Origin of the sequence: Microbacterium sp. 1262 (assembly GCF_040544895.1) — a bacterium.
GTDB classification, from domain to species: Bacteria; Actinomycetota; Actinomycetes; order Actinomycetales; family Microbacteriaceae; genus Microbacterium; species Microbacterium plantarum.
The window spans coordinates 1227525-1247592 of record NZ_JBEPKU010000001.1 but is presented as its reverse complement, the minus strand read 5'-3'; the positions used below and the strand labels follow the sequence as shown (position 1 = coordinate 1247592).

Annotated in this window: 19 protein-coding genes and 1 tRNA gene; 15 read left to right on the top strand and 5 right to left on the bottom strand. The window is 69.7% G+C overall.

What is annotated here, in order from left to right; genetic code table 11:
• The first annotated feature begins 49 nt into the window (after positions 1-49).
• The 6 genes from ABIC53_RS05910 (at position 50) to ABIC53_RS05885 (ending at position 6122) form a co-directional block, all read left to right on the top strand.
• Positions 50-1597, top strand: a complete 1548-nt coding sequence (locus tag ABIC53_RS05910) for an MFS transporter (protein WP_282502481.1) — start codon at positions 50-52, stop codon at positions 1595-1597.
• Between the two features lie 38 nt (positions 1598-1635).
• A complete protein-coding gene (locus ABIC53_RS05905; protein ID WP_274177778.1) occupies positions 1636-2688 on the top strand; it encodes a 3-isopropylmalate dehydrogenase in 1053 nt (350 codons plus the stop codon).
• A gap of 41 nt (positions 2689-2729) precedes the next feature.
• A complete protein-coding gene (locus ABIC53_RS05900; protein ID WP_112614406.1) occupies positions 2730-3836 on the top strand; it encodes a branched-chain amino acid aminotransferase in 1107 nt (368 codons plus the stop codon).
• 1 nt (position 3837) lies between these two features.
• A complete protein-coding gene (locus ABIC53_RS05895; protein WP_282502484.1) occupies positions 3838-4602 on the top strand; it encodes a fumarylacetoacetate hydrolase family protein in 765 nt (254 codons plus the stop codon).
• A complete protein-coding gene (locus tag ABIC53_RS05890; protein WP_282502486.1) occupies positions 4595-5884 on the top strand; it encodes an MFS transporter in 1290 nt (429 codons plus the stop codon). Before ABIC53_RS05895 ends, ABIC53_RS05890 begins: the two co-directional genes overlap by 8 nt.
• Before the next feature lie 61 nt (positions 5885-5945).
• The gene (locus ABIC53_RS05885) at positions 5946-6122 is read left to right on the top strand and encodes a hypothetical protein (RefSeq protein ID WP_269266446.1); all 177 of its coding nucleotides are present in this window, start codon (positions 5946-5948) and stop codon (positions 6120-6122) included.
• A 26-nt stretch (positions 6123-6148) separates the two neighbouring features.
• On the opposite strand, the gene ABIC53_RS05880 is transcribed toward ABIC53_RS05885, so the two are convergent.
• Entirely contained in the window at positions 6149-7198 is a 1050-nt protein-coding gene (locus ABIC53_RS05880) for an aminotransferase class V-fold PLP-dependent enzyme (protein ID WP_354450743.1), read from the bottom strand.
• An 80-nt stretch (positions 7199-7278) separates the two neighbouring features.
• Between ABIC53_RS05880 and ABIC53_RS05875 the strand changes: the two genes are divergently transcribed.
• From ABIC53_RS05875 to ABIC53_RS05865, 3 genes are all read left to right on the top strand, one after another.
• Positions 7279-8235: a LysR family transcriptional regulator gene (locus ABIC53_RS05875; RefSeq protein WP_354450742.1), complete on the top strand. Its 957-nt coding sequence runs from the start codon at positions 7279-7281 to the stop codon at positions 8233-8235.
• Between the two features lie 10 nt (positions 8236-8245).
• The gene (gene gltX / locus ABIC53_RS05870; protein ID WP_354450740.1) at positions 8246-9760 is read left to right on the top strand and encodes a glutamate--tRNA ligase; all 1515 of its coding nucleotides are present in this window, start codon (positions 8246-8248) and stop codon (positions 9758-9760) included.
• Positions 9761-9843: 83 nt separating this feature from the next.
• Positions 9844-9915, top strand: a tRNA-Gln gene (locus ABIC53_RS05865).
• Positions 9916-9975: 60 nt separating this feature from the next.
• Here the strand turns inward: ABIC53_RS05865 and ABIC53_RS05860 are convergent.
• Positions 9976-11223, bottom strand: coding sequence for an MFS transporter (locus ABIC53_RS05860; RefSeq protein WP_354450738.1), 1248 nt, complete (start codon positions 11221-11223; stop codon positions 9976-9978).
• Between the two features lie 145 nt (positions 11224-11368).
• On the opposite strand from ABIC53_RS05860, the gene ABIC53_RS05855 reads away from it, so the two are divergent.
• Genes ABIC53_RS05855 through ABIC53_RS05845 form a run of 3 tightly spaced genes read left to right on the top strand, consistent with a single transcriptional unit; the run spans position 11369 to position 13276 of the window.
• A complete protein-coding gene (locus tag ABIC53_RS05855; protein ID WP_354450736.1) occupies positions 11369-11626 on the top strand; it encodes a hypothetical protein in 258 nt (85 codons plus the stop codon).
• A 23-nt stretch (positions 11627-11649) separates the two neighbouring features.
• Positions 11650-12198: a TetR/AcrR family transcriptional regulator gene (locus ABIC53_RS05850; protein WP_354450734.1), complete on the top strand. Its 549-nt coding sequence runs from the start codon at positions 11650-11652 to the stop codon at positions 12196-12198.
• A gap of 25 nt (positions 12199-12223) precedes the next feature.
• Entirely contained in the window at positions 12224-13276 is a 1053-nt protein-coding gene (locus tag ABIC53_RS05845; RefSeq protein WP_354450733.1) for a 2,3-butanediol dehydrogenase, read from the top strand.
• Positions 13277-13359: 83 nt separating this feature from the next.
• On the opposite strand, the gene ABIC53_RS05840 is transcribed toward ABIC53_RS05845, so the two are convergent.
• From ABIC53_RS05840 to ABIC53_RS05830, 3 genes are all read right to left on the bottom strand, one after another.
• A complete protein-coding gene (locus ABIC53_RS05840) occupies positions 13360-13572 on the bottom strand; it encodes a putative acetyltransferase (RefSeq protein WP_112614426.1) in 213 nt (70 codons plus the stop codon).
• Positions 13566-15047, bottom strand: a complete 1482-nt coding sequence (locus ABIC53_RS05835; protein WP_354450731.1) for an SDR family NAD(P)-dependent oxidoreductase — start codon at positions 15045-15047, stop codon at positions 13566-13568. Before ABIC53_RS05835 ends, ABIC53_RS05840 begins: the two co-directional genes overlap by 7 nt.
• Positions 15048-15258: 211 nt before the next feature.
• Positions 15259-17271: a DUF262 domain-containing protein gene (locus ABIC53_RS05830; RefSeq protein WP_354450729.1), complete on the bottom strand. Its 2013-nt coding sequence runs from the start codon at positions 17269-17271 to the stop codon at positions 15259-15261.
• A gap of 126 nt (positions 17272-17397) precedes the next feature.
• Between ABIC53_RS05830 and ABIC53_RS05825 the strand changes: the two genes are divergently transcribed.
• The 3 genes from ABIC53_RS05825 (at position 17398) to ABIC53_RS05815 (ending at position 20039) form a co-directional block, all read left to right on the top strand.
• Positions 17398-18171 (top strand): hypothetical protein, encoded by a 774-nt coding sequence (locus tag ABIC53_RS05825; protein WP_120262742.1) that lies wholly within the window; start codon positions 17398-17400, stop codon positions 18169-18171.
• 144 nt (positions 18172-18315) lie between these two features.
• A complete protein-coding gene (locus ABIC53_RS05820; protein ID WP_354450727.1) occupies positions 18316-19092 on the top strand; it encodes a DeoR/GlpR family DNA-binding transcription regulator in 777 nt (258 codons plus the stop codon).
• Complete coding sequence (locus tag ABIC53_RS05815) at positions 19089-20039, top strand: 1-phosphofructokinase family hexose kinase (protein ID WP_354452176.1); 951 nt, start codon at positions 19089-19091, stop codon at positions 20037-20039. The genes ABIC53_RS05820 and ABIC53_RS05815 overlap by 4 nt, the downstream gene beginning before the upstream one ends.
• Positions 20040-20068 lie beyond the last annotated feature (29 nt).

Here is a 20068-nt window from a genome sequence, read left to right as displayed (position 1 = left end):
CGCGTCTCGGCGTTCGACCCTGTTACTATACCGGCTGGACGGTGAACTAATGACGTTGACAGAAGAGATCGCAATCGCAGACGGCCAGGGCCGACGGGTCGGCTGGCGGGGGTGGGCCGCGCTCGGCGTGCTGATGCTGCCGGTGCTGCTCGTATCGGTGGACAACACGGTGCTGAGCTTCGCGCTGCCCGAGATCGCACGAGCCCTGAGTCCCACCAGCGCGCAACAGCTCTGGATCATCGACGTGTATCCGCTCATCCTCGCGGGACTCCTCGTGACGATGGGGTCGCTCGGCGATCGCTTCGGTCGGCGCCGGATGCTGCTGGTCGGCGCGACCGGGTTCGCAACGGTCTCCGCCCTGGCGGCTTTCGCGCCCAACGCCGAGATGCTCATCGCGGCGAGGGCGGCGATGGGCGTGTTCGGCGCCATGCTGATGCCGTCGACGCTGTCGCTGCTGCGAAGCATCTTCACCGACCGGGACCAGCGCCGGCTCGCCATCGCGGTCTGGGCCTCGATGTTCTCGGCGGGCGCCGCGCTCGGTCCGATCGTCGGCGGCGTGCTGCTCGAGCATTTCAGCTGGGGGTCGGTATTCCTCATGGCGGTGCCGGTACTCGTGCCGCTGCTCGTGCTCGCGCCCTTCCTCGTTCCCGAGAGCCGCGATCCGCGGCCGGGGCGCATCGATCCGATCAGCATCGCCCTGTCGATGCTGACGATGGTGCCGATCGTCTACGCCATCAAGGACTTCGCGGTGAAGGGGTGGGGCATCACCCCGCCGCTGCTGTTCGCGCTCGGACTGGTGTTCGGCTGGCTCTTCGTGCGGCGCCAGCTTCGCGTGAACGAACCGATGCTCGACATGCGACTGTTCTCCCGGGGCACCTTCAGTGGTGCGCTGCTGGTCAACCTCCTGAGCGTCGTGGCCCTCGTCGGGTTCCTGTACTTCGTGACGCAGCATCTGCAGCTGATCGTCGGTCTCTCGCCGCTGCAGGCCGGGCTCGCGCTCGTGCCCGGTCTGGCCATGATGATCGTCGCGGGCCTGGGAGTCGTGCCCATCTCACGCCGGGTGTCGCCTCGCATCGTCGTGCCCGCGGCACTGACGCTGTCGGCCGCCGGGTACGTCATGATCGCGCTCCTGACCGACGCCGAGAGCATGATCGAGCTCGTGCTCGCGTTCGCCCTGCTGGGTATGGGCATCGGCGCGGCGGAGACGGTGTCGAACGAACTCGTGCTCGCGAGCGCCCCGCCGGCGAAGGCCGGAGCGGCCAGCGCAGTGTCCGAGACTGCGTACGAGGTGGGCGCCGTGCTGGGAACAGCGGTGCTCGGCGGCATCCTCACCGCGATGTATCGCGTCGGCATGGCGGTCCCCGAAGGGGTGCCAGCCGAGGCCGCTGATGCAGCGCGCGAGACTCTCGCGGGAGCCGTCAACGTCGCGCAGGGTCTGCCCGAGCCGATCGGACGTCAGCTGATGGATGCGGCCGCGCACGCGTTCGACTCCGGCGTCGGCGTGACCGCGGCCATCGGCGCTGTGCTCGTCGTCTGCGCGGGCATCATCGCGGCCACTACGCTGAAGGGATCCCACTCGCGGCCCGCCGAGCACTGAGCGCTCGGCGCGCCGCTTCGCCGAGAACGAGGAGAGCGATGTCGCGCGTCGTGAAGCTGGCCGTGATTCCGGGCGACGGAATCGGTCCCGAGGTCGTCGCCGAGGCCGAGAAGGTGCTCGACGCGGCCGTGGCGGGGACGGATGTGGTCATCGACAGGACGCGGTTCGCGCTCGGTGCGGCGCGCTACCTCGAGACCGGTGACACGCTCACGGACGACGACCTCGCGGCGATCGCGGGGCACGATGCGATCCTCCTCGGCGCGGTCGGGGGAGTGCCCGGCGACCCGCGGCTGCGCGACGCGAACATCGAGCGGGGACTCCTGCTCAAGCTTCGCTTCGAGCTCGACCACTACGTCAACCTCCGACCGTCGAAGCTGTATCCGAGCGTTCCGGGTCCGCTCGCCGACCCCGGGGAGATCGACTTCGTCGTGGTCCGCGAGGGCACCGAGGGGCCGTACGTCGGCAACGGCGGCAGCATCCGCCGCGGCACCCCGCACGAGGTCGCGAACGAGACCTCGGTGAACACCGCTTTCGGTGTCGAGCGTGTCGTGCGCTACGCGTTCGATCTGGCCGAGCGCCGGCGGCAGAAGCTGACGCTGGTGCACAAGACGAACGTTCTCGTGCACGCGGGCGGGATCTGGAAGCGCATCGTGGACGAGGTGGCCGCTGAGCACCCCGACGTCGCCGTAGACTATCTCCACGTCGACGCGGCGACGATCTTCCTGGTCACGAACCCGGGCCGCTTCGATGTGATCGTCACCGACAACCTCTTCGGCGACATCCTGACCGACTTGGCCGGCGCCGTCACCGGAGGCATCGGCCTCGCCGCTTCGGGGAACATCAACCCCGACGGCGCGTTCCCCTCGATGTTCGAGCCCGTTCACGGATCGGCGCCCGACATCGCGGGCCAGCAGAAGGCCGATCCCACGGCCGCGATCCTCTCCGTCTCGTTGCTGCTCGATCACCTCGGGCTCACGGAGGCCGCTCGACGCGTGACACGCGCGGTCGAGGCTGACATCGCGGACCGCAGCTCGGACCCGCGCACCACGACACAGATCGGCGACGCGATCACGGCTCGACTCCAGGCGTAGCCTGGAAGCCGCCCGCCGCCCGACATTCTCTGGGAAGACAGATGACGCTCCTCGAAAACGACCCCGACGCCGGACTCGAAGCCCTCGAGTTCGCCGTCACGCGAAACCTCACCGCAGCCTCGGCTGCCCGTCGCGAGGAGATCCTCGCGAATCCCGGGTTCGGCACCCACTTCACCGACCACATGGTGGACATCTGCTGGTCGGTCCGGGGCGGCTGGCACCGCCCGCGCGTCCAGCCGTACGGTCCGATCACCCTCGATCCGGCTGCGGCGGTGCTGCACTACGGCCAGGAGATCTTCGAGGGCATCAAGGCCTATCGTCACGCCGACGGCTCGGTCCATACCTTCCGACCCGACCAGAACGGTCGGCGGCTCCAGCGCTCCGCGCGCCGCCTCGCGCTGCCCGAGCTGCCGGTCGAATGGTTCATCCAGTCGCTCCGCGAGCTCATCGCCGTCGATGGGGATTGGGTGCCCTCCGGCGCTGATCAGTCGCTCTATCTGCGGCCGTTCATGTTCGCGAAGGAGGCGTTCCTCGGCGTGCGCCCCGCGAACAAGGTCGCGTACTACCTGATCGCGAGCCCGGCGGGTGCTTACTTCACCGGGGGAGTGAAGCCCGTCTCGATCTGGCTCAGCGAGGACTACGCCCGCGCAGGCAAGGGCGGCACGGGCGCCGCCAAGACCGGCGGCAACTACGCGTCGAGCCTGCTCCCGCAGGCCGAGGCGTACGAGAACGAATGCGACCAGGTCGTCTTCCTCGATCAGGACCGCAACGTGGAGGAGCTCGGCGGCATGAACGTCGTGTTCGTCTACAAGGACGGCACGATCGTCACGCCGCAGTCCGACTCGATCCTCGAAGGGATCACCCGCGACTCGATCCTGCAGCTCGCGCGCGACCGCGGGCACAAGGTCGAGGGACGCGCCGTCTCGCTCGACGAATGGCGCCAGGGCGTGGCATCCGGTGACATCGTCGAGGTCTTCGCCTGCGGTACCGCTGCCGTCGTGACGCCGATCGGGATTCTCAAGGGCCACGACTTCTTCGACGAGCAGCCGGTCGGCGAGCTCGCCCTGTCGCTGCGCGAAGAGCTCACCGACATCCAGTACGGACGACGCGAAGACAAGCACGGCTGGCTCGTGCGATTGGACGGCTGAGATGAAGATCGTACGGTTCTCCCACAACGAGGCCATCCGCTACGGCATCCTCGACGGCACCGACCTGGTGACCCTGGCAGGCGACCCGATGTACGCGGGCTACGACACGACGGGCGAGCGCGTTGCGCTCAGCGACGCCGTGCTGCTGGCTCCCGTCATCCCGCGATCCAAGATCATCGCCGTCGGCCGGAACTACCGCGAGCACGCCGCGGAGTTCGGCAATGAGGTGCCCGCGGAACCCTTGCTGTTCTTCAAGCCGAACACCTCGGTGATCGGTCCCGGCGACGCCATCATCCGCCCGACCCAGTCGCAGCAGGTGGACTTCGAGGGCGAGCTCGCCGTCGTCATCGGCAAGGTCACCCGCAACGTCTCCGCCGACGACGCGCTAAGCCATGTGTTCGGCTACTCGATCGCGAACGATGTCACGGCACGCGACCTGCAGCGCAGCGACGGCCAGTGGACGCGGGCGAAGGGCTTCGACACGTTCTGCCCGCTCGGGCCGGCCATCGAGACCGAGTTCGACCCGTCACAGGCCGAGCTCGTCGCCCGGGTGAACGGCGACGAGAAGCAGCGTGCACCGCTGACCGACATGGTCCATGGCATCGCCGACCTCATCGCCTACGCCTCGGCGGCGTTCACGCTGCTGCCGGGCGACGTCATCCTGACGGGAACGCCTGCCGGCGTCGGTCCGCTCGTCGCGGGCGATGTCGTGGAGGTCGAGATCGATGGTCTCGGCATCCTGCGCAACATCGTCCGGGATGCCTGACACGATCGGAACTCCTGCTCCGAGCGCGGCGTCCGCCGGCGTCCCACGGGAGGTCGTGCGGCGCCGCGCGCTGGTCGTGCTCTCGCTCGGCCAGGTGCTCGGCGGCATCGGTTTCGGGTCGACCATCTCGCTCGGAGCGGTCATCACCGAGCGGCTCACGGGCGACGAGGCTCTGGCGGGTCTCCCGACTGCTGCGGTGACGCTGGGGGCTGCTCTGCTGGCGGTGCCGTTGGCCTCGTTCGCGTCGCGGTCGGGGCGACGCCCGGCGCTCGCCCTCGGGATGCTGCTGGCGCTCGTCGGCGTCGCGCTCGTGGTCGTGGGGACGGCGGCAGCGCTGTTCCCGGTTCTGCTCGTCGCCTTCGCGTTGATCGGCGCCGGCCAGGCCGCGAATCTGCAGTCCCGGTTCGCCGCGACCGATCTCGCGACCGATCGCACGCGCGGGCGCGACCTCTCGATCGTCGTGTGGGCGACCACCATCGGCGCTGTGCTCGGTCCGAACCTGATCGGCGCCGGTGAGGCGCTCGGCGACGTGGTGGGGATGCCTCCCCTGACCGGGCCGTACCTCTTCACGGCGGTCGCGCAGCTGCTGGCCATCGCCTTATACCTCGTCGCTCTGCGGCCCGACCCGCTGTTGCTCGCGCGCACGGCGAGCGCCGAGGCACCCCAGGCGCCGGCGACGCGCCGGGCGCAGGCCGACCGACCCGGTGCCGCCCGATACGCCGTGCTCGCGATCGCCGGATCGCACGGGGTCATGGTGTCGGTCATGGCGATGACGCCTCTGCATCTCGTCCACCACGGTGCGGAACTCTCGGTCGTCGGGCTCACCATCAGCCTGCACATCGCCGGCATGTATGCGCTGTCACCTCTCTTCGGCATCCTCGCCGACCGTCTCGGGCGCGTGGCGACGGTCCTGCTCGGTCAGGCTCTGCTCGCCGCCTCGCTCGTCGTCGCCGCGATGGGCGCCGACTCGGCCCTCGCTGTCACTGCCTCACTGATTCTGCTCGGGCTCGGCTGGAGCGGAGCCACCGTGGCGGGATCGGCGCTGCTCACCGAGGCGTCGTCGCCGGAGCGCCGGACCGCGCGTCAGGGACGCAGCGACGCCATCATGAACGTCGTCGGGGCCGCGGGCGCCGCCGCGGCCGGGGGAGTGTTGGGCGTCCTCGGCTACGCGGGTCTAGCGGTGTGCGCTCTCGCTGTCGTCGCTGTCGTCGTGATCGGCGGACTTCTGGCTGGCCGGTCTATGCGTTCGCCCGACCGTTCGAACCACCCCGTCGGCACCTAGACCCTGGGCCGCTCAGCGGCAAGCATTTTGCTCCGGGGCGGAAGGCTGGCACCGTGGAGTCATGAGCCACCGCGCACAGTTGATCATCGCCCTCGTCTCGAGCGCGATCCTCTTCCTCTCGATCGCGCTGATGTTCGCGCTGGTGATCATCAGCTTCTTCACCGATGGCATCGACTTCGCGGGTGATTCCCACATCGCCGATGCGCTCGCGTCGACCGGGTGGGCACTGACGGCGTGACGCCGACCACCGCCGTGCTCCGCTGATCAGCCGAGGAGGGCGGTCGCGGCCAGCTCGACGTCGGCCTCGTCGTTGAAGACGTGGAACGCGATGCGCGCATTGCCGCGACGGCCGGATGCCGCCACCCCGGCGGACGTCAGCCGTGCGAGATCCGTACCGGCGGGGTCGGGCCACGTGACGATCGGGGTCGCCCGCAGAGGCTCGGGAAGTCCGAGCCGCTCGCGAAAGGCTGAGGCGAGACCGGTCACCCGCGCGTGCAGGGCCGCAGGGTCGGCATCCGCGAACATCGCCAGTGCTGGTTCGGCGCCCACCATCGCCTGCCACGCTGGCGACACATCGAAGCGCCGCGCCGAGCGCGCGAGTGACGCGTCGACGCCGTAGCACGCGGCCCACGGGTCCTCGCCGGCGTACCATCCGGCGTGGAGGGGTGTGAGCGTCGCTGCGAAGTCGTCGGCGAGCACGAGGAACGCCACGCCGCGAGGCGCGCACAGCCACTTGTACGTGTGGCAGACGAGGGCGTCGAACTGCCCGGCGTCGAGGGGGAGCCAGCCCGCCGCCTGCGTCGCGTCGCAGAGGGTGCGGGCTCGGGCCCGCTGCGCGGCCTCGGAGATCGCGGCCGCGTCGGCGACCTCTCCCGTGGCCGACTGCACGATCGAGAACGCGACGAGGTCGACCTCCGGAGTGATCGCGTCGGCGAGGTCGGCGAGCGGGACGGCGCGGACTCGGATGCCGCGCCCGGCGTGCGCGAACGGGAGAACGAGCGAGGAGAACTCGCCCTCGGGGCACAGCACGGTCGCGCCATCGGGGAGGGAAGCCGCGATCATGCCGACCAGGACCGACGTCTGCGACCCGATGGCCACGTGCTCGGGGTCGGTCGACACCAATCGGGCGAAGTGGGAGCGGCAACGCTCGGCCACGTCCGCGTAATGAACGAGATCGGGTCGGGCATCGAGGTCGGCGACGACCGCCGCCCGCGTCGCGACCGTCGGCAGGCCCGTGCTGCAGGCGGCGAGATAGCCCTGAGCCCCCGGGAACGCGGCGTGAAGCTCCTCCGGTGTGAGAGTCCTCGTCTGCATGCATCCAGGCTGCGCGATCGTAATCTATTGGTCTACGGCAGGATTTGCATACAAAGCATCACGCCTAGTTATCTATCTGGATGGACACCCCGGACTATCGTCTCGATGTCACCGAATTGCGCGTCGTGCGGGCCATCGCCGACGGCGGGTCGATCACGGCGGCGGCGTCGGCGCTGGGCTACAGTCAGCCGGCCGTGAGCCAGCAGATCAAGCGGCTGGAACAGCGCCTCGGCGTGCCGGTCGTCGAGCGGGTCGGGCGACGTATGCGGCTCACCGAAGCAGGCCGCGTGATCGCCCGGCACGCGGCGGCGGTCGCGACGGTCATCGAGGCGGCCTCCGGTGAACTGGCCGAGCTCGCCGGATTGCGGTCGGGGACCGTGCGCATGGTCGGCTTCCCCTCCGCTTCGCCGACGGTGCTGCCGCGGCTGATGGACCGGCTGGCCCACGCGGAGCCGGGACTGACTCTGACGTACGTCGAGGCAGAGCCGCCCGAGGCGATCGCCGATGTGCGCGCAGACCGGGCCGACATCGCTCTGACGTTCGGTTACCCGGGTGATAGGAGCGACCCGCACGGTGAGAACGTCCGAGGACTCGACACCGAGGTCATCGGGTACGACGACCTGCTGGCGGTGCTGCCGGCCGACCACCCGGCCGCCCGCGGGTCGGGGGCCATCGAGATCGCGCCACTTGCGCACGAGGCGTGGATCGCCGGATGCCCCCGCTGCCGTGGTCATCTGCTCGAGGTGTGCGGCCGAGCCGGGTTCGACCCCGCGATCCGCTTCGAGACCGACAATTTCGTCGCGGTCGAGCAGCTCGTGGCTCAGGGAATCGGTGTCGCCACTCTTCCCGGGCTCGCGGTCGCGTCGTTCCCTCTCCTCCCCGGTGTGGTGACGCGACCGCTTCCCGCGAGCGAACGCCGCGCCATCCACGCGGTCTCGGCGGGCGGAGCGGGCCGGGTTCCCGCGGTGGCATCGGTCCTCGGCCACCTGCGGGCCGTCGTCGCGGAGCTCACCGGCGGCGACGCTCACGAGAACTAAGCTGGAGGGGATGTCCACCGCACCGCACCCCGCCACCACGACCGCCGCCGGAACCGATGTCCGCGTGCGGTTCTGCCCGTCGCCGACCGGTCTGCCGCACGTCGGCCTCATCCGCACGGCCCTGTTCAACTGGGCCTACGCGCGCCACAACGGCGGCAAGATGGTCTTCCGCATCGAAGACACCGACGCCGCGCGCGACAGCGAGGAGAGCTACCAGCAGCTGCTCGAAGCGCTGCGGTGGCTCGAGATCGACTGGGACGAGGGCGTCGAGAAGGGCGGCCCTCACGCACCGTACCGCCAGTCGCAGCGCCACGAGATCTACCGCGAGGTGCTCGACAAGCTCATCGCCGCCGGGGTCGTCTACGAGTCGTACTCGACCGCCGAGGAGATCGACGCCCGCAACGAGGCGAACGGCCGCGCGAAGCAGCTCGGCTACGACAACTTCGACCGTGACCTCACCGACGAGCAGAAGGCCGCCTTCCGTGCCGAGGGTCGCGAGCCCGCGTGGCGCCTGCGCGTGCCCGACCATGACCTCACCTTCGTCGATCTCATCCGCGGCGAGGTGACCTTCCCCGCCGGGTCGTTCCCCGACTTCGTCATCGTTCGCGCGGGCGGCGTTCCGCTCTACACGTTCGTGAACCCCGTCGACGACGCGCTCATGGGTATCACCCACGTTCTGCGCGGCGAGGACCTCATGCCGTCGACGGCGCGTCAGCTCGCGCTGTACGCGGCGCTCATCGAGGCCGGGGTCACCGATTTCGTCCCGCGGTTCGGTCACATGCCGCTTGTCCTCGGCGAGACCGGCAACAAGAAGCTGTCGAAGCGCGACCCGAAGGCCGACCTCTTCCTGCAGCGCGAGAAGGGTTTCATTCACGAGGGGCTACTGAACTACCTGTCGCTCCTCGGCTGGTCGATCGCGCCCGATCGCGACGTCTTCACGCGCGACGAGCTGATCGCCGCGTTCGACATCGCCGACGTGAACCCGAACCCGGCCCGCTTCGACCAGAAGAAGGCCGAGTCGATCAACGGCGACCACGTGCGGATGCTCGCGCCCGACGACTTCGCCGAGCGCCTCGTGCCCTACCTCGCCGGCGCCGGGCTGATCGAGAACCCTCCCACGGCGGCGCAGCGCGAGACCCTCGAGGCCGCGGCGCCCCTCGTCCAGGAGCGAATGCAGCTGCTCGGCGATGCACCGGGTCTGCTCGGCTTCCTGTTCCGCTCCGAGGTCGCCTACGACGACGATGCGCTCTCGGGTCTTCCGGCGAACGCGGGGGAGGTGCTCGTCGCGTCGGTCGGCGCCCTCGAGCTCGTTCCCGAGCAGGGCTTCACCGCGGCCGCGGTGCAGGATGCCCTCGCGCCCGCCCTCATCGAGGGGCTCGGGCTCAAGCCGCGTGTCGCCTACGGCCCGCTGCGCGTCGCCCTCAGCGGACGTCGCGTGTCGCCGCCGCTGTTCGAGTCGATGGAGCTGCTCGGCAAGGCCGAGACCATCCGCCGGCTCGACGCCCTCGTCCAGCGCGTCGGCTGACGCGCCCGGGCGGCGCTCGGTTAGGCCCCACCGCATCCGTCGGGTATAGTTGATCCTCGGTGCGACTGAGGTCAAACCGACCATGGGGTATGGTGTAATTGGCAACACGGCTGATTCTGGTTCAGTTGTTCTTGGTTCGAGTCCAGGTACCCCAGCTTCGAGAAAGGCCCCGCTTCGGCGGGGCCTTTTACGTTTCGTGTGCGACGTGGCCGCGGTCAGCGAGGCCGGGGAGACGGTGCCAACCGCGGTGCCACGACCGCCGCCACGATCAGCGGTGTGGCTAGGAAGAGCCAGGCCGCAGCCGAGGCCCCCGCCATCGCGAGCAGGACGCCGACGATGAGGTTGCCGATGAGCACCGCGATGCCCCCGCAGGTGGCGAGCAGGCCGAAGAACGACCCTGTCGGACGATCCTCCGCGAAGCGGGGGACCAGCGACAGGGCTGTCGGGTTGGTCGTCATGTGGCCCGCCACGACGAGGGATGCCGCGACGACGACGAGCGTGACGCGTGCGGCATCCGCCACCGGCGTCAGCGCGCCGACCGCGACGACGGCGAAGCCGGCGGCGGACAGCACGTAGCCGGTGCGAAGGGCGACCGGAGCGCCGACGCGCGCCGACCAGCGGGCGACGGGGATCTGCAGCGTCAGCGTCAGGACCGACACCCACGCGAACATCCCGGCGGTCGCGGTGGCCGGGTGGTCCGTGGTGGCGAGCTGCAACGGCAGCGCGAGGTAGAGCTGGTTGTACGCCAGCAGGTCGGCGGCGTGCGCGGCCGAGAAGCCGACGAAGCGCCGGTCACGCAACGACCACCAGCGTCTTGTCGGGCCCGCCGCGACCTCCGACGTGTGTTCGCGGCGCGCGGCGGGCAGCGAGAATGCGAGGAACAGTCCGATCAGAACGAAGAAGCCGGCCCCGCAGAGGGCGACCGTTTCGAAGCCCCAGCCGAGGAGAGCGGCACCGATGACGGGGCCGGTCACAGCTCCCAGCTCGCCGGTGATGCTGAGCCAGGCGAAAAGCGAGGCACGTGTTCCGGTTCCCGCGGCCGGTCGCCGGCCCTCGGCGTCCGCGAGGAGCACGTTGAGCCCCGGCGAGAACAACGCTCCGCCGAGGCCCGTGAGGACGGTCCCGGCGACGAAGAGAGCGAGCTGCGGCGGTGCCAGCAGTAGGGATGCCGCGAGCGTCGTGAATCCGGCTACGCGAACGCCGCATCCGAGGAGAATGACGCGGCGCGCGCCGATTCTGTCGGCGAGCACCCCGCCGACGAGGAACATTCCCTGCTGGGCGAACGTGCGGACCCCGAGAATCAGTCCGACTGTGGTGGCCGCGACGCCGAAGTCCTCGGTGAGGACGAGCGCGAGGAAGGGCACAACGGCGTAGAAGCCCGTGTTGAAGAGGAACTGCGTTGCCAGCAGCACCGGGGTGCGCGCGGCGCGCGGTGCTGCGGCACCGGGAGATGGTTCGGGCACGTCGGTCTCTCTCGGGCTTCGGATGGCGTCGGCGGACCGCGTCGGGGCCCGCGGAGGGGGTGGGTCGTGCAACGCACCGAAACGATCATCGCAAGACGACGGCCATGCGGCCGCGAACGGCGTGCCGCCGAGTGACAATGGGCGTATGGGACTCTTCACGCAGCGACCCGAGGAACCGAGCGAATGGGCGGGTCTGCCCTCCGAGCCCGTTCGTCGGAAGTCGAACGCCGAGATGCTGCCCGACGAGCCGCCGGCCGCCGACCCTGCGGGCGACCTGCTCGGCGGGGGCGGTATCGCGTCGATCTCGATTCCGCTGGCGGTTCCGACCGCGAGGGAGGCTGAAAACGCCGACGCCGACGCCGACGGCGAGCCGGAATCGCGCAGCGAGCCGCCCACTGTCTGACAGGTGTCGGATAGGCTGATCACATGGACCCGCGGTCGATGCGCAGCCGAGAGGCACTGCGCCGGGCCGCGCTCGATCTGGCCGCGACGCGCCCGCTCTCCGACCTTTCGGTGTCGGAGATCTGCCGCACGGCGGGCGTGACGCGCGACACCTTCTACCGTCATGCCGATGCCCCGGTCTCGCTCGTCGCCGACGCGCTGAGCGTCGAGCTGGCGGAGGTGCTCTCCGACATCGGCGAGCTCGACTCGCTCTCGACCGCCGAGACCCTGCTGCTCACGCACGTCAAGGAACGAGCCGACGTGTACCGCGGGGCGCTGCATCCTTCGCTCGCCGCGCCGATCCGCGACGTGCTCGAGCGGGTCGTCGCCGGCGGCCTCGTGGAATGGCTCGAACGACATCCGGAGATCGAACCACCCGCGATCGACGATGTGCCGTCGCGAGAGATCGCCGTCGCGTACGCGGCGGGCGGGACGGTCGCCGCCATCGAGTCCTGGCTGCGCTCCGGCGCGGACGACGTTGCGTGGGCGACGAGGGCGATTCTCGCCGCATCACCGGAATGGTGGCTGCGGTGACGCAGCCGAACGAGAGGAGATCACGATGAAGGCAGCAGTGTTCCACGCGAAGGAAGACCTCCGCGTGGAGAACGTCGACGAACCCACGGTGAGCGCAGGCCAGGTGAAGCTGAAGAACGCCTTCGCGGGCATCTGCGGGTCGGATCTGCACGTCTACTACGCCCCGGAAGCCGCGGGCCTCACGCTCGACGAGCCGCACCCCGTGACGGGCGCGCAGCTTCCGCAGATCCTCGGTCACGAGTTCGCGGGAACCGTCGTCGAGGTCGGCGAGGGCGTCGAGGGGGTCTCGGTCGGCGACCGCGCCGCGGTCTGGCCCGTCTACTACTGCGGCGAGTGCCCCGCGTGCCAGAAGGGCATGTTCAACGCGTGCCAGAAGATCGGCTTCCACGGCCTCAGCTCGCACGGCGGTGGCATGGCGGAATACACGACGGTTCCGGCGTCGATGCTGCACAAGCTCCCCGAGAACGTCGATCTGCGGATGGGTGCCCTCGTCGAGCCCATGGCCGTCGCGTGGCACGCGGTCGAGCGCTCCTTTGTGAAGGCGGGGCAGACCGCGATCGTCGCGGGTGCCGGTCCCATCGGCATCGGAGTCTGGTTCGCTCTCAAGGCTCATGGTGTCGAGAAGGTGCTCGTCTCGGAGCCGAGCGCCTCGCGGCGTGAGACGATCGCCGCGCTCGGTGCCACGGTCGTCGACCCCGTCTCGGGCGACCTCGCCGCCGCGGTGGCCGAGCTGACCGACGGACGCGGTGCCGACGTCGCGTTCGACGCCGCAGGCGCCGGCCCCGCCATCACGTCGGGACTCGCGAGCCTGGTGCCCGGCGGCCGCCTCGTCGTCGTGGCGATCCACGAGCGCGCGATGGAGTTCTCGCCGACGCAGCTCGTGATGGCCGAGACCGAGATCGCCGGGGCGCTGGCGTACCTGCCGGCCGACTTCGACGCCGTCATCGACGCGATGTCGCGCGGCGTCTACGACACGACGGGATGGGTCGAGGAGGTCCCGATCGACGGTGTCGTCGGCGCCATCGAGAAGCTCCGTGGTGGGGCCGGGGCGAAGATCCTCGTGCGTTCCGACGCCTGACGCCTGACGCCTCGAAGCGAAAGCCCGCGAGTCCGAGTCATCGGTTCGCGGGCTTTCGTGTTCTTGCTGAGCAGGAGCGGAGGTCAGGTGCGGCGCGGCCTCGGCGCCGGCGGCGGCGGGACGGGTTTGGCCGCGACGATGTCCGAGCGACGGATACGTTCGACCCCGCGCTTGCCGTCCACCACGACCAGCTCGTCGTCGGCGCTCAGCAGCTCGCCGAGCGCATCCGTCGCCTGTCCCGTCGGCAGCAGGTAGCGGACGACGACACGGTTGCCGGGGGCGGGGAGCCTCACCATGCGCCGGGGGAGTAGTCCTTGAGGAAGACTCCGAACAGATCTTCGCCGGCCTCGCCACGGACGATCGGGTCGTAGACGCGGGCGGCGCCGTCGACGAGGTCGAGCGGGGCGTGGAAGCCTTCCTCGGCCAGACGGACCTTGGTCGGGTGGGGGCGCTCGTCGGTGATCCATCCGGTGTCGACGCTCGTCATCAGGATGCCGTCGGTCTCGAACATCTCGCGCGCGCTCGTGCGTGTGAGCATGTTCACGGCGGCCTTGGCCATGTTCGTGTGCGGGTGGCCGGGGCCCTTGTAACCGCGGTTGAAGACGCCCTCCATCGCGCTGACGTTGACGACGTAGGTGCGGCGGGCCGGGCTCGCGGCGAGCGAGGCGCGCAGCTTCGAGACGAGGAGGAAGGGGGCCGTGGTGTTGGCGAGCTGGACCTCGAGCATCTCGAGCGGGTCGACGTCGCCGACACGCTGCGTCCATGAGTTGACGCTGTCGAGGTCGGGAATGAGTCCGCCGGCGTCGATCGCCGTACCGGCGGCGAGCCGTTCGAGCGAGCTCGAGCCTGCGGCCATCGCCTGCTCGGTGAGCTCGTCTGCGCGCGAGGCTGCGGCGGCGAGGATCGGGTGAGCGTTCACCGAGCGCTCGAGCGCTTGGGGGTGCATGTCGTTGGTGTGGCCGAAGGTGACGAGCTCGGGCCGCGGCCCGTCCGGCAGCGGCGAGAGTTCGGCGTCGACGAGGGGCTGGTAGGCGCCGGGGGAGCGCCGCACCGTCTGCGTCGCGTTGTTGATGAGGATGTCGAGCGGACCGGCCGCGGCGACGTCATCCGCGAGTCCGACGACCTGGGCGGGATCGCGCAGGTCGATGCCGACGACCTTGAGCCGGTCGATCCATTCCGCGGAGTCGGGAAGGCTCGTGAACCGGCGCACCGCGTCGCGGGGGAAACGCGTGGTGATGGTGGTGTGTGCGCCGTCGCGCAGCAGCCGCAGGGCGATGTACATCCCGATCTTGGCCCGCCCGCCGGTGAGCAGCGCCCGACGACCCGTCAGATCGGTGCGGGCGTCGCGCTTGGCGTGGCTCAACGCCGCGCAGTCCGGGCAGAGCTGGTGGTAGAAGGCATCCACGATCGTGTACGGCTGCTTGCAGATGTAGCAGGCGCGCGCCTTGATGAGGGTCCCGGCGATCGGAGCGGTCGTGGACGACGAGATCGGGATGCCGCGGGTCTCGTCGTCGATGCGGTCGGGGGCGCCGGTCGCGGTGGCGTGCACCACGGCGCGGTCGGCGGAGGCAACGGCATCCCGGATCTCACGGCGCCGCACCTTCTTCGCCGCCTTGAACATCGCCGCTGTCGCGCGACGCACCGTGACGTAGTCCGGGTGGGCGTGGTCGATATCGGCGAGCTGCTCCAGAACGCGGAGCGTCGCGGCGAGGTCGGCCGGATCGATGCCGCTGGGCGCGACCGAAGCGGGGGAGATCGTGTCGGGAAGCACACGGAATTCTACGACACCCGGTCTGAACGACTCCGGAGAAGGGGACGACCCCGCCGGAGATGAGATCTCACGGCGGGGCCGTCAGTGAGCCCTGGGAGAAAGTGACCCGAACACCGTCTCTACCGAGCCGCTCACGTACAACAGTGAAGCTACGCGGTCGCAGGCGGGGCGTCGGGGTCGTTGACGCCGCGCTTCCGACTCTGCTAGGCGATCAGCGCATCGCCTCGCCGATGTACGAGTACTTCAGGAAGACCTCCGACGCCCAGCCGGCCTCTTCGAGAACGCCCTGGACCGCCGTGAGCATGTAACGGGAGTCCCAACCCATGTAGAGGTAGCTGCCCTCACCGAGCTCGTCCCACTGGCCGTTCCATGCCATCGCCGGGTACACCGGGCCGCCGCGACGGGCGCTGAAGTCGATGACGCTCTGACGGGAGTCCACCCAGAGGCGCTTGAAGACCCGGTTGAACAGGTACCGGACGTCGGGCACCTCCCAGTGCTCACCGCGGAACTCGACGTAGTCGAACTCGCGCTGCCAGCCGCGCGGCCAGCCCCGTCGCAGCTTGGCATCCAGGATCGGCGTGAGGTTGTCGTCGTCGATCCCTGTCAGCGCGGGACGGCGCCAGACCTCGACGAAGCGCGCCGCGAGCTCCTCGGTACGCGCCCCGATGGCTGCGGTGTCCCAGCTCGGGCGCTCGGCCACGTCGCGCGACATCTGCACCGAGCTGCCCGCCAGGAGCGGACGCAGCTGCGGGAAGGTCGCGTCTAGCGCGCGCTCTGCGCGGTCCTGCTCGAGCAGCGTGAGGTTGCCGATCGTGTGCGCCAGGGCGCGGTGGCTGTTCTGCTCGTCTTCGCTGTAATCGGCGAAGCGTCGCGTGCCGTCTCCCGACCAGTCGTCGCCGGCACCGGCAGGGAAGACCGGCGAAACGTCGAGGAGGTCTGCGGGATCCACGTCGGCGAGGCGGCCGAGAACGTAGCGCGGGTGGGGGAGGTCGCTGTACTTGAGTCCGACGCGCACGCGCTCGTCGGAGGGAGTGATTCGCGCGATGGCGCGGGTCAGCGCGTCCGGCCCCTCGGCGTACGCACGGCACAGCCGTGCGACGAGTCGCTCGGTCGCGATGCCGACGACGACGCGGCGCAGGAGGAGCGACTGGATGTCTTCGAGACGGGCGATCAGCTCGTCGCGGGGCAGGATGCCGGCGCGCTGGTCATGAACGAGCCGCATCGCGAGCGGGAACATCTGACGTCCCAGCACCGCGAGGTAGCCGAGCTGCCGTCCCACCTCCGGGTCGTCGCTCGTGGCCGGGTCGAGGAGCTCGCGGTAGATCTCCGAGAACGTCCGCCAGCTCGTCGCATGCTCGCGCAGGCTGTCGATGTCGAGCCGCGGGAACTGCTGGCGGAAGACGTCGTAGACACCGCGCCCGCCGGTGATGAGCACCTCGCGTCCCGTGAGCATGACGAGGTAGTGGTTCCAGAACGATCCGATCGCGTCGCCGGTGTTCTGCTCGATCGGGAGCCAGTACTCCTGCTCGATCTCGTTCTGCTCGGCGTGCGTGAGGCCCATGAGGACGTAGTTGTGGATGAGCTCGTGATCGCGCAGCGGCTCGCCCGTGGAGTTCAGGCTCTCGAAGATCTGCTGAGCGTTGGCCTGCGCCCCCAGAGTGATGGCGACGTGCTCGAGCTTCTGCAGGCCGCGCCACAGCGCAGCGGCCTCGCCGGGCCGGATCTGGCTGCGGAAGAACGCGTAGTTGTCGTCGAAGCGCGAGGCGCGCTGCTCGTCTTCGGGGGAGCGCCGGTCGAGGACGACGCTCTCGAAGACGTCGGCCCAGGCCCGGTGGGGACGGAGCTTGGTGCGCGTCGGGTCGTCGGCGCGGACGAGCACCGCCTCCAGCTCCCGCGCGAGGTCGGGATCGTCGTCGCGCAGCGTGTGGTGGAGTGCCGCGACGAGCAGCATCAGGGTCGTGATCCGCTGCTGACCATCGATGAGCACGAGCTGCGCGTCGTCGTCGGACGAGGTGCTCGCGGTGGAGAGGATCGATCCGATGAAGTGGGTATGAGTATCGTCGGAGGCCGACACCGACCGGATGTCGCCGAGCAGCTGCTCGCAGCCGCCGATGTCCCAGCGGTACTGCCGCTGATAGACCGGGACGACGATGGTGGTCTCGGATGCCGAGAGCCAGCCGATCGTGTTGACAGCGGTCGCTTCGACATTCGTGGCAGTGCTCATGTTCTCCGAAATCGCTCCTCGAAAACCCCGGACGAGTCTACCGGCGCGCTCAGGAGCCCTAGGTAGGCTGACCTAAGTCGGGCCTGTAAAAACTTCGCTTGTCCGACAGAAAGGTCATGATCCGTCATGGGTTACATCAAGTCCGCTGCCCTCGAGGAGACCGGCTACGTCGTCCTCGACCGCTACAACAAGGAGATCGATCCGAAGGAGTGGCTCGACGTCGAGTACGTCGACTGGAAGTCCTCCGGCGACACCCGTTTCGCTCCGCTGGCCTCGGCCAAGGGCGAGATCGAGTGCAACGGTTTCTGGAACCACAAGCCGCCGCGCACCGACAAGGACGGCGTGTGGATCGACTCGCAGACCGCGATCGCTCCGACGCTGACCGCGCGTGCGCAGGAGCCCGGCGCCAACGTCGGCCGCTGCCGCATCATCGAGCTGCAGCCGAACACGTACGCCGACTGCCTCTACAACCTGCACCAGGACGACAACAACCGCCTCAACCCCGACGGCACGGGCTGGGTCGTTCGCGGCTTCTTCAACCTGACGGATGACAAGACGAGCTACTTCGTGCTCCGTGAGAACCGCACCGACCCCAGCGAGGAAACCCGCATCGCGCTGCCCGCCGGTGCGCAGCTCATCGTCGACACCCAGCGCCTGTGGCACGCGGCAGCTCACTACGGTGACGAGCCGCGCTACTGCCTCATCACCTCGTGGGAGTCGGGCCCCGAGCTCGACGCCTACATCGCCAAGTACAACGGCGTGAACAAGGTGGAGAGCTACCCGGTCGACCAGGAGATCCTCGACGCCGGCCAGATCGAGCAGGAGCGCCGCATCGCCGCTCGTGCCGCCGCGCTCGCAGCACGCGGTCAGCAGGAGGTCATCGCGATGAGCGAGGCCTGAGCCTCGGACTCGCCTGAGGGGAGGTGTCGGCTGCGGCCGGCGCCTCCCTTCTTCGTCCTTCGCGGTGGGACCAAATACCGTGTTGCTTTCTGTTGCTTTGCGTGTGAATGCGTTGTAACGTGTGGGCATCCGAAGGAGGATGTCGTGTACGCAATGGAGCGCCAGCAGCTCATCGAACGAATGCTCGCCGCCCACGGTCGCGTGGCCGTCGTCGACCTCGCTTCGCGTTTCGATGTCACGACCGAGACGGTCCGGCGCGACCTCGCGGCCCTGGAGGAGACCGGCGTTCTGCGCCGCGTTCACGGCGGCGCGGTGTCGGCGGAGCGCGTCAGCACCGCAGAGCCATCCGTCGCCGAACGCTCCCAGCGCCACTCGGCGGCCAAGGAACGGATCGCCCGGCGCGCTCTGACAGCGCTCCCGGCCGGGACCGGATCGATCTACGTCGATGCCGGCACGACCACCGGCGCCTTCGCGGAAGCACTGATCGAGCGCAGCGCGCCGAACGGGCTCGAGGTCGTCACCCATTCGATGACGATCGCTCACTCGCTCGCCGGAGCGGCCGGTATCGGCCTGACTGCGATCGGCGGACGCGTCCGGGGCCTCACCGCGGCGGCCGTCGGATCGGATACCGTCGGCGCCATCACGCGGCTGCGGCCCGACGTCGCCTTCCTCGGCACGAACGGCCTCGCCCGAGATGCCGGACTCACGACGCCCGACCCCGACGAGGCCGCCGTGAAGCGCGCCATCGTCGCCGGAGCCCGGCGCGTGATCCTCCTCGTCGATGCCGACAAGTTCGACGCCGAACTGCTCGTGTCGTTCGCCGACCTCTCGGACCTCGACGTCGTCGTGACCGACCGGGAGCCGGATTCGGAGCTCGCCCGCGCCCTGCGCGAGGCCGACGTGGAGGTATGGATCGCATGATCGTGACCCTGACGGTGCACCCGTCGCTCGACCGGACCATCTCGATCGATGCGTCGTTGCGCGTCGGCGAGGTGCAGACGGCGTCCGCCGTCCGCGAGGATGCCGGCGGCAAGGGCATCAACGTCGCGCGCGTGCTGCACGCGTCGGGCGTCGACAGTCTCGCCGTGCTTCCCCTGGACCCCGCCGACCCGTTCGCTGCGGTGCTGGCGGACGGGGATGTCGACGTGCGCACGGTCGCGGTGCACGGCCGCACTCGCGCGAACATCGCGGTCACAGACCCGACCGGCGAGACGACGAAGATCAATCTCCCCGGTGTGTCTCTGAGCGCGGCCGACCTCGACGACGTGATCGACGTCGTCGCGCAGTGCGCGCGCGGTGCCCAGTGGCTCGTGCTCGCCGGCTCGCTCGCGCCCGGCCTGCCGGATGACGCCTACGTCCGCGTCATCCGCGCGGTTCGCGACCGGTTGGGGGAGGAAGCCCCACGGATCGCTGTCGACACGTCGGGAGCCGCGCTGCGCGCCGTCGTCGCGGACGGACGTCCCGACCTCATCAAGCCCAACGACGAGGAGCTCGCCGATCTCTTGGGCGCGCCGCTGCCGGCGGCCGACACCCTCGCCGACGCCGTCCACCTCGCGTCTCGCGAGCTGGTCCCCGCGGCGGTCGGCGCGGCGCTGGTCACCCTCGGTGGCGACGGTGCGGTCTTCGTCTCCGACCGCGGCGCGTGGGCGGCGACTCCGCCCCCCACCCGCGTCCGCAGCACGGTCGGTGCCGGTGACAGCTCGCTCGCGGGCTTCCTCCTCGCCGACTCGCGTGGCGCGGACCCGGCAGCCGCGCTCGTCTCCGCCATCCGGTACGGCTCGGCGGCCGCGGCGCTCGAGGGAACGCAAGCCCCGACACCGACCGATCTCCCCACCGCGGACGTCCCCGTCCGCGCGCTCCATCACTGATCCGAACGACCCGCAACACTCGAACCAGG

Bases quoted from the DNA above. Each gene is read 5' to 3' on its own strand.
- ABIC53_RS05850 (WP_354450734.1), top strand. From the start codon at position 11,650: ATGGACCCGCGGTCGATGCGCAGCCGAGAGGCACTGCGCCGGGCCGCG.
- ABIC53_RS05825 (WP_120262742.1), top strand. From the start codon at position 17,398: ATGGGTTACATCAAGTCCGCTGCCCTCGAGGAGACCGGCTACGTCGTC.
- ABIC53_RS05910 (WP_282502481.1), top strand. From the start codon at position 50: ATGACGTTGACAGAAGAGATCGCAATCGCAGACGGCCAGGGCCGACGG.
- ABIC53_RS05830 (WP_354450729.1), bottom strand. From the start codon at position 17,271: ATGAGCACTGCCACGAATGTCGAAGCGACCGCTGTCAACACGATCGGC.
- ABIC53_RS05905 (WP_274177778.1), top strand. From the start codon at position 1,636: ATGTCGCGCGTCGTGAAGCTGGCCGTGATTCCGGGCGACGGAATCGGT.
- gltX (WP_354450740.1), top strand. From the start codon at position 8,246: ATGTCCACCGCACCGCACCCCGCCACCACGACCGCCGCCGGAACCGAT.
- ABIC53_RS05880 (WP_354450743.1), bottom strand. From the start codon at position 7,198: ATGCAGACGAGGACTCTCACACCGGAGGAGCTTCACGCCGCGTTCCCG.
- ABIC53_RS05840 (WP_112614426.1), bottom strand. From the start codon at position 13,572: ATGGTGAGGCTCCCCGCCCCCGGCAACCGTGTCGTCGTCCGCTACCTG.
- ABIC53_RS05900 (WP_112614406.1), top strand. From the start codon at position 2,730: ATGACGCTCCTCGAAAACGACCCCGACGCCGGACTCGAAGCCCTCGAG.
- ABIC53_RS05855 (WP_354450736.1), top strand. From the start codon at position 11,369: ATGGGACTCTTCACGCAGCGACCCGAGGAACCGAGCGAATGGGCGGGT.
- ABIC53_RS05875 (WP_354450742.1), top strand. From the start codon at position 7,279: ATGGACACCCCGGACTATCGTCTCGATGTCACCGAATTGCGCGTCGTG.
- ABIC53_RS05890 (WP_282502486.1), top strand. From the start codon at position 4,595: ATGCCTGACACGATCGGAACTCCTGCTCCGAGCGCGGCGTCCGCCGGC.
- ABIC53_RS05895 (WP_282502484.1), top strand. From the start codon at position 3,838: ATGAAGATCGTACGGTTCTCCCACAACGAGGCCATCCGCTACGGCATC.
- ABIC53_RS05845 (WP_354450733.1), top strand. From the start codon at position 12,224: ATGAAGGCAGCAGTGTTCCACGCGAAGGAAGACCTCCGCGTGGAGAAC.
- ABIC53_RS05815 (WP_354452176.1), top strand. From the start codon at position 19,089: ATGATCGTGACCCTGACGGTGCACCCGTCGCTCGACCGGACCATCTCG.
- ABIC53_RS05885 (WP_269266446.1), top strand. From the start codon at position 5,946: ATGAGCCACCGCGCACAGTTGATCATCGCCCTCGTCTCGAGCGCGATC.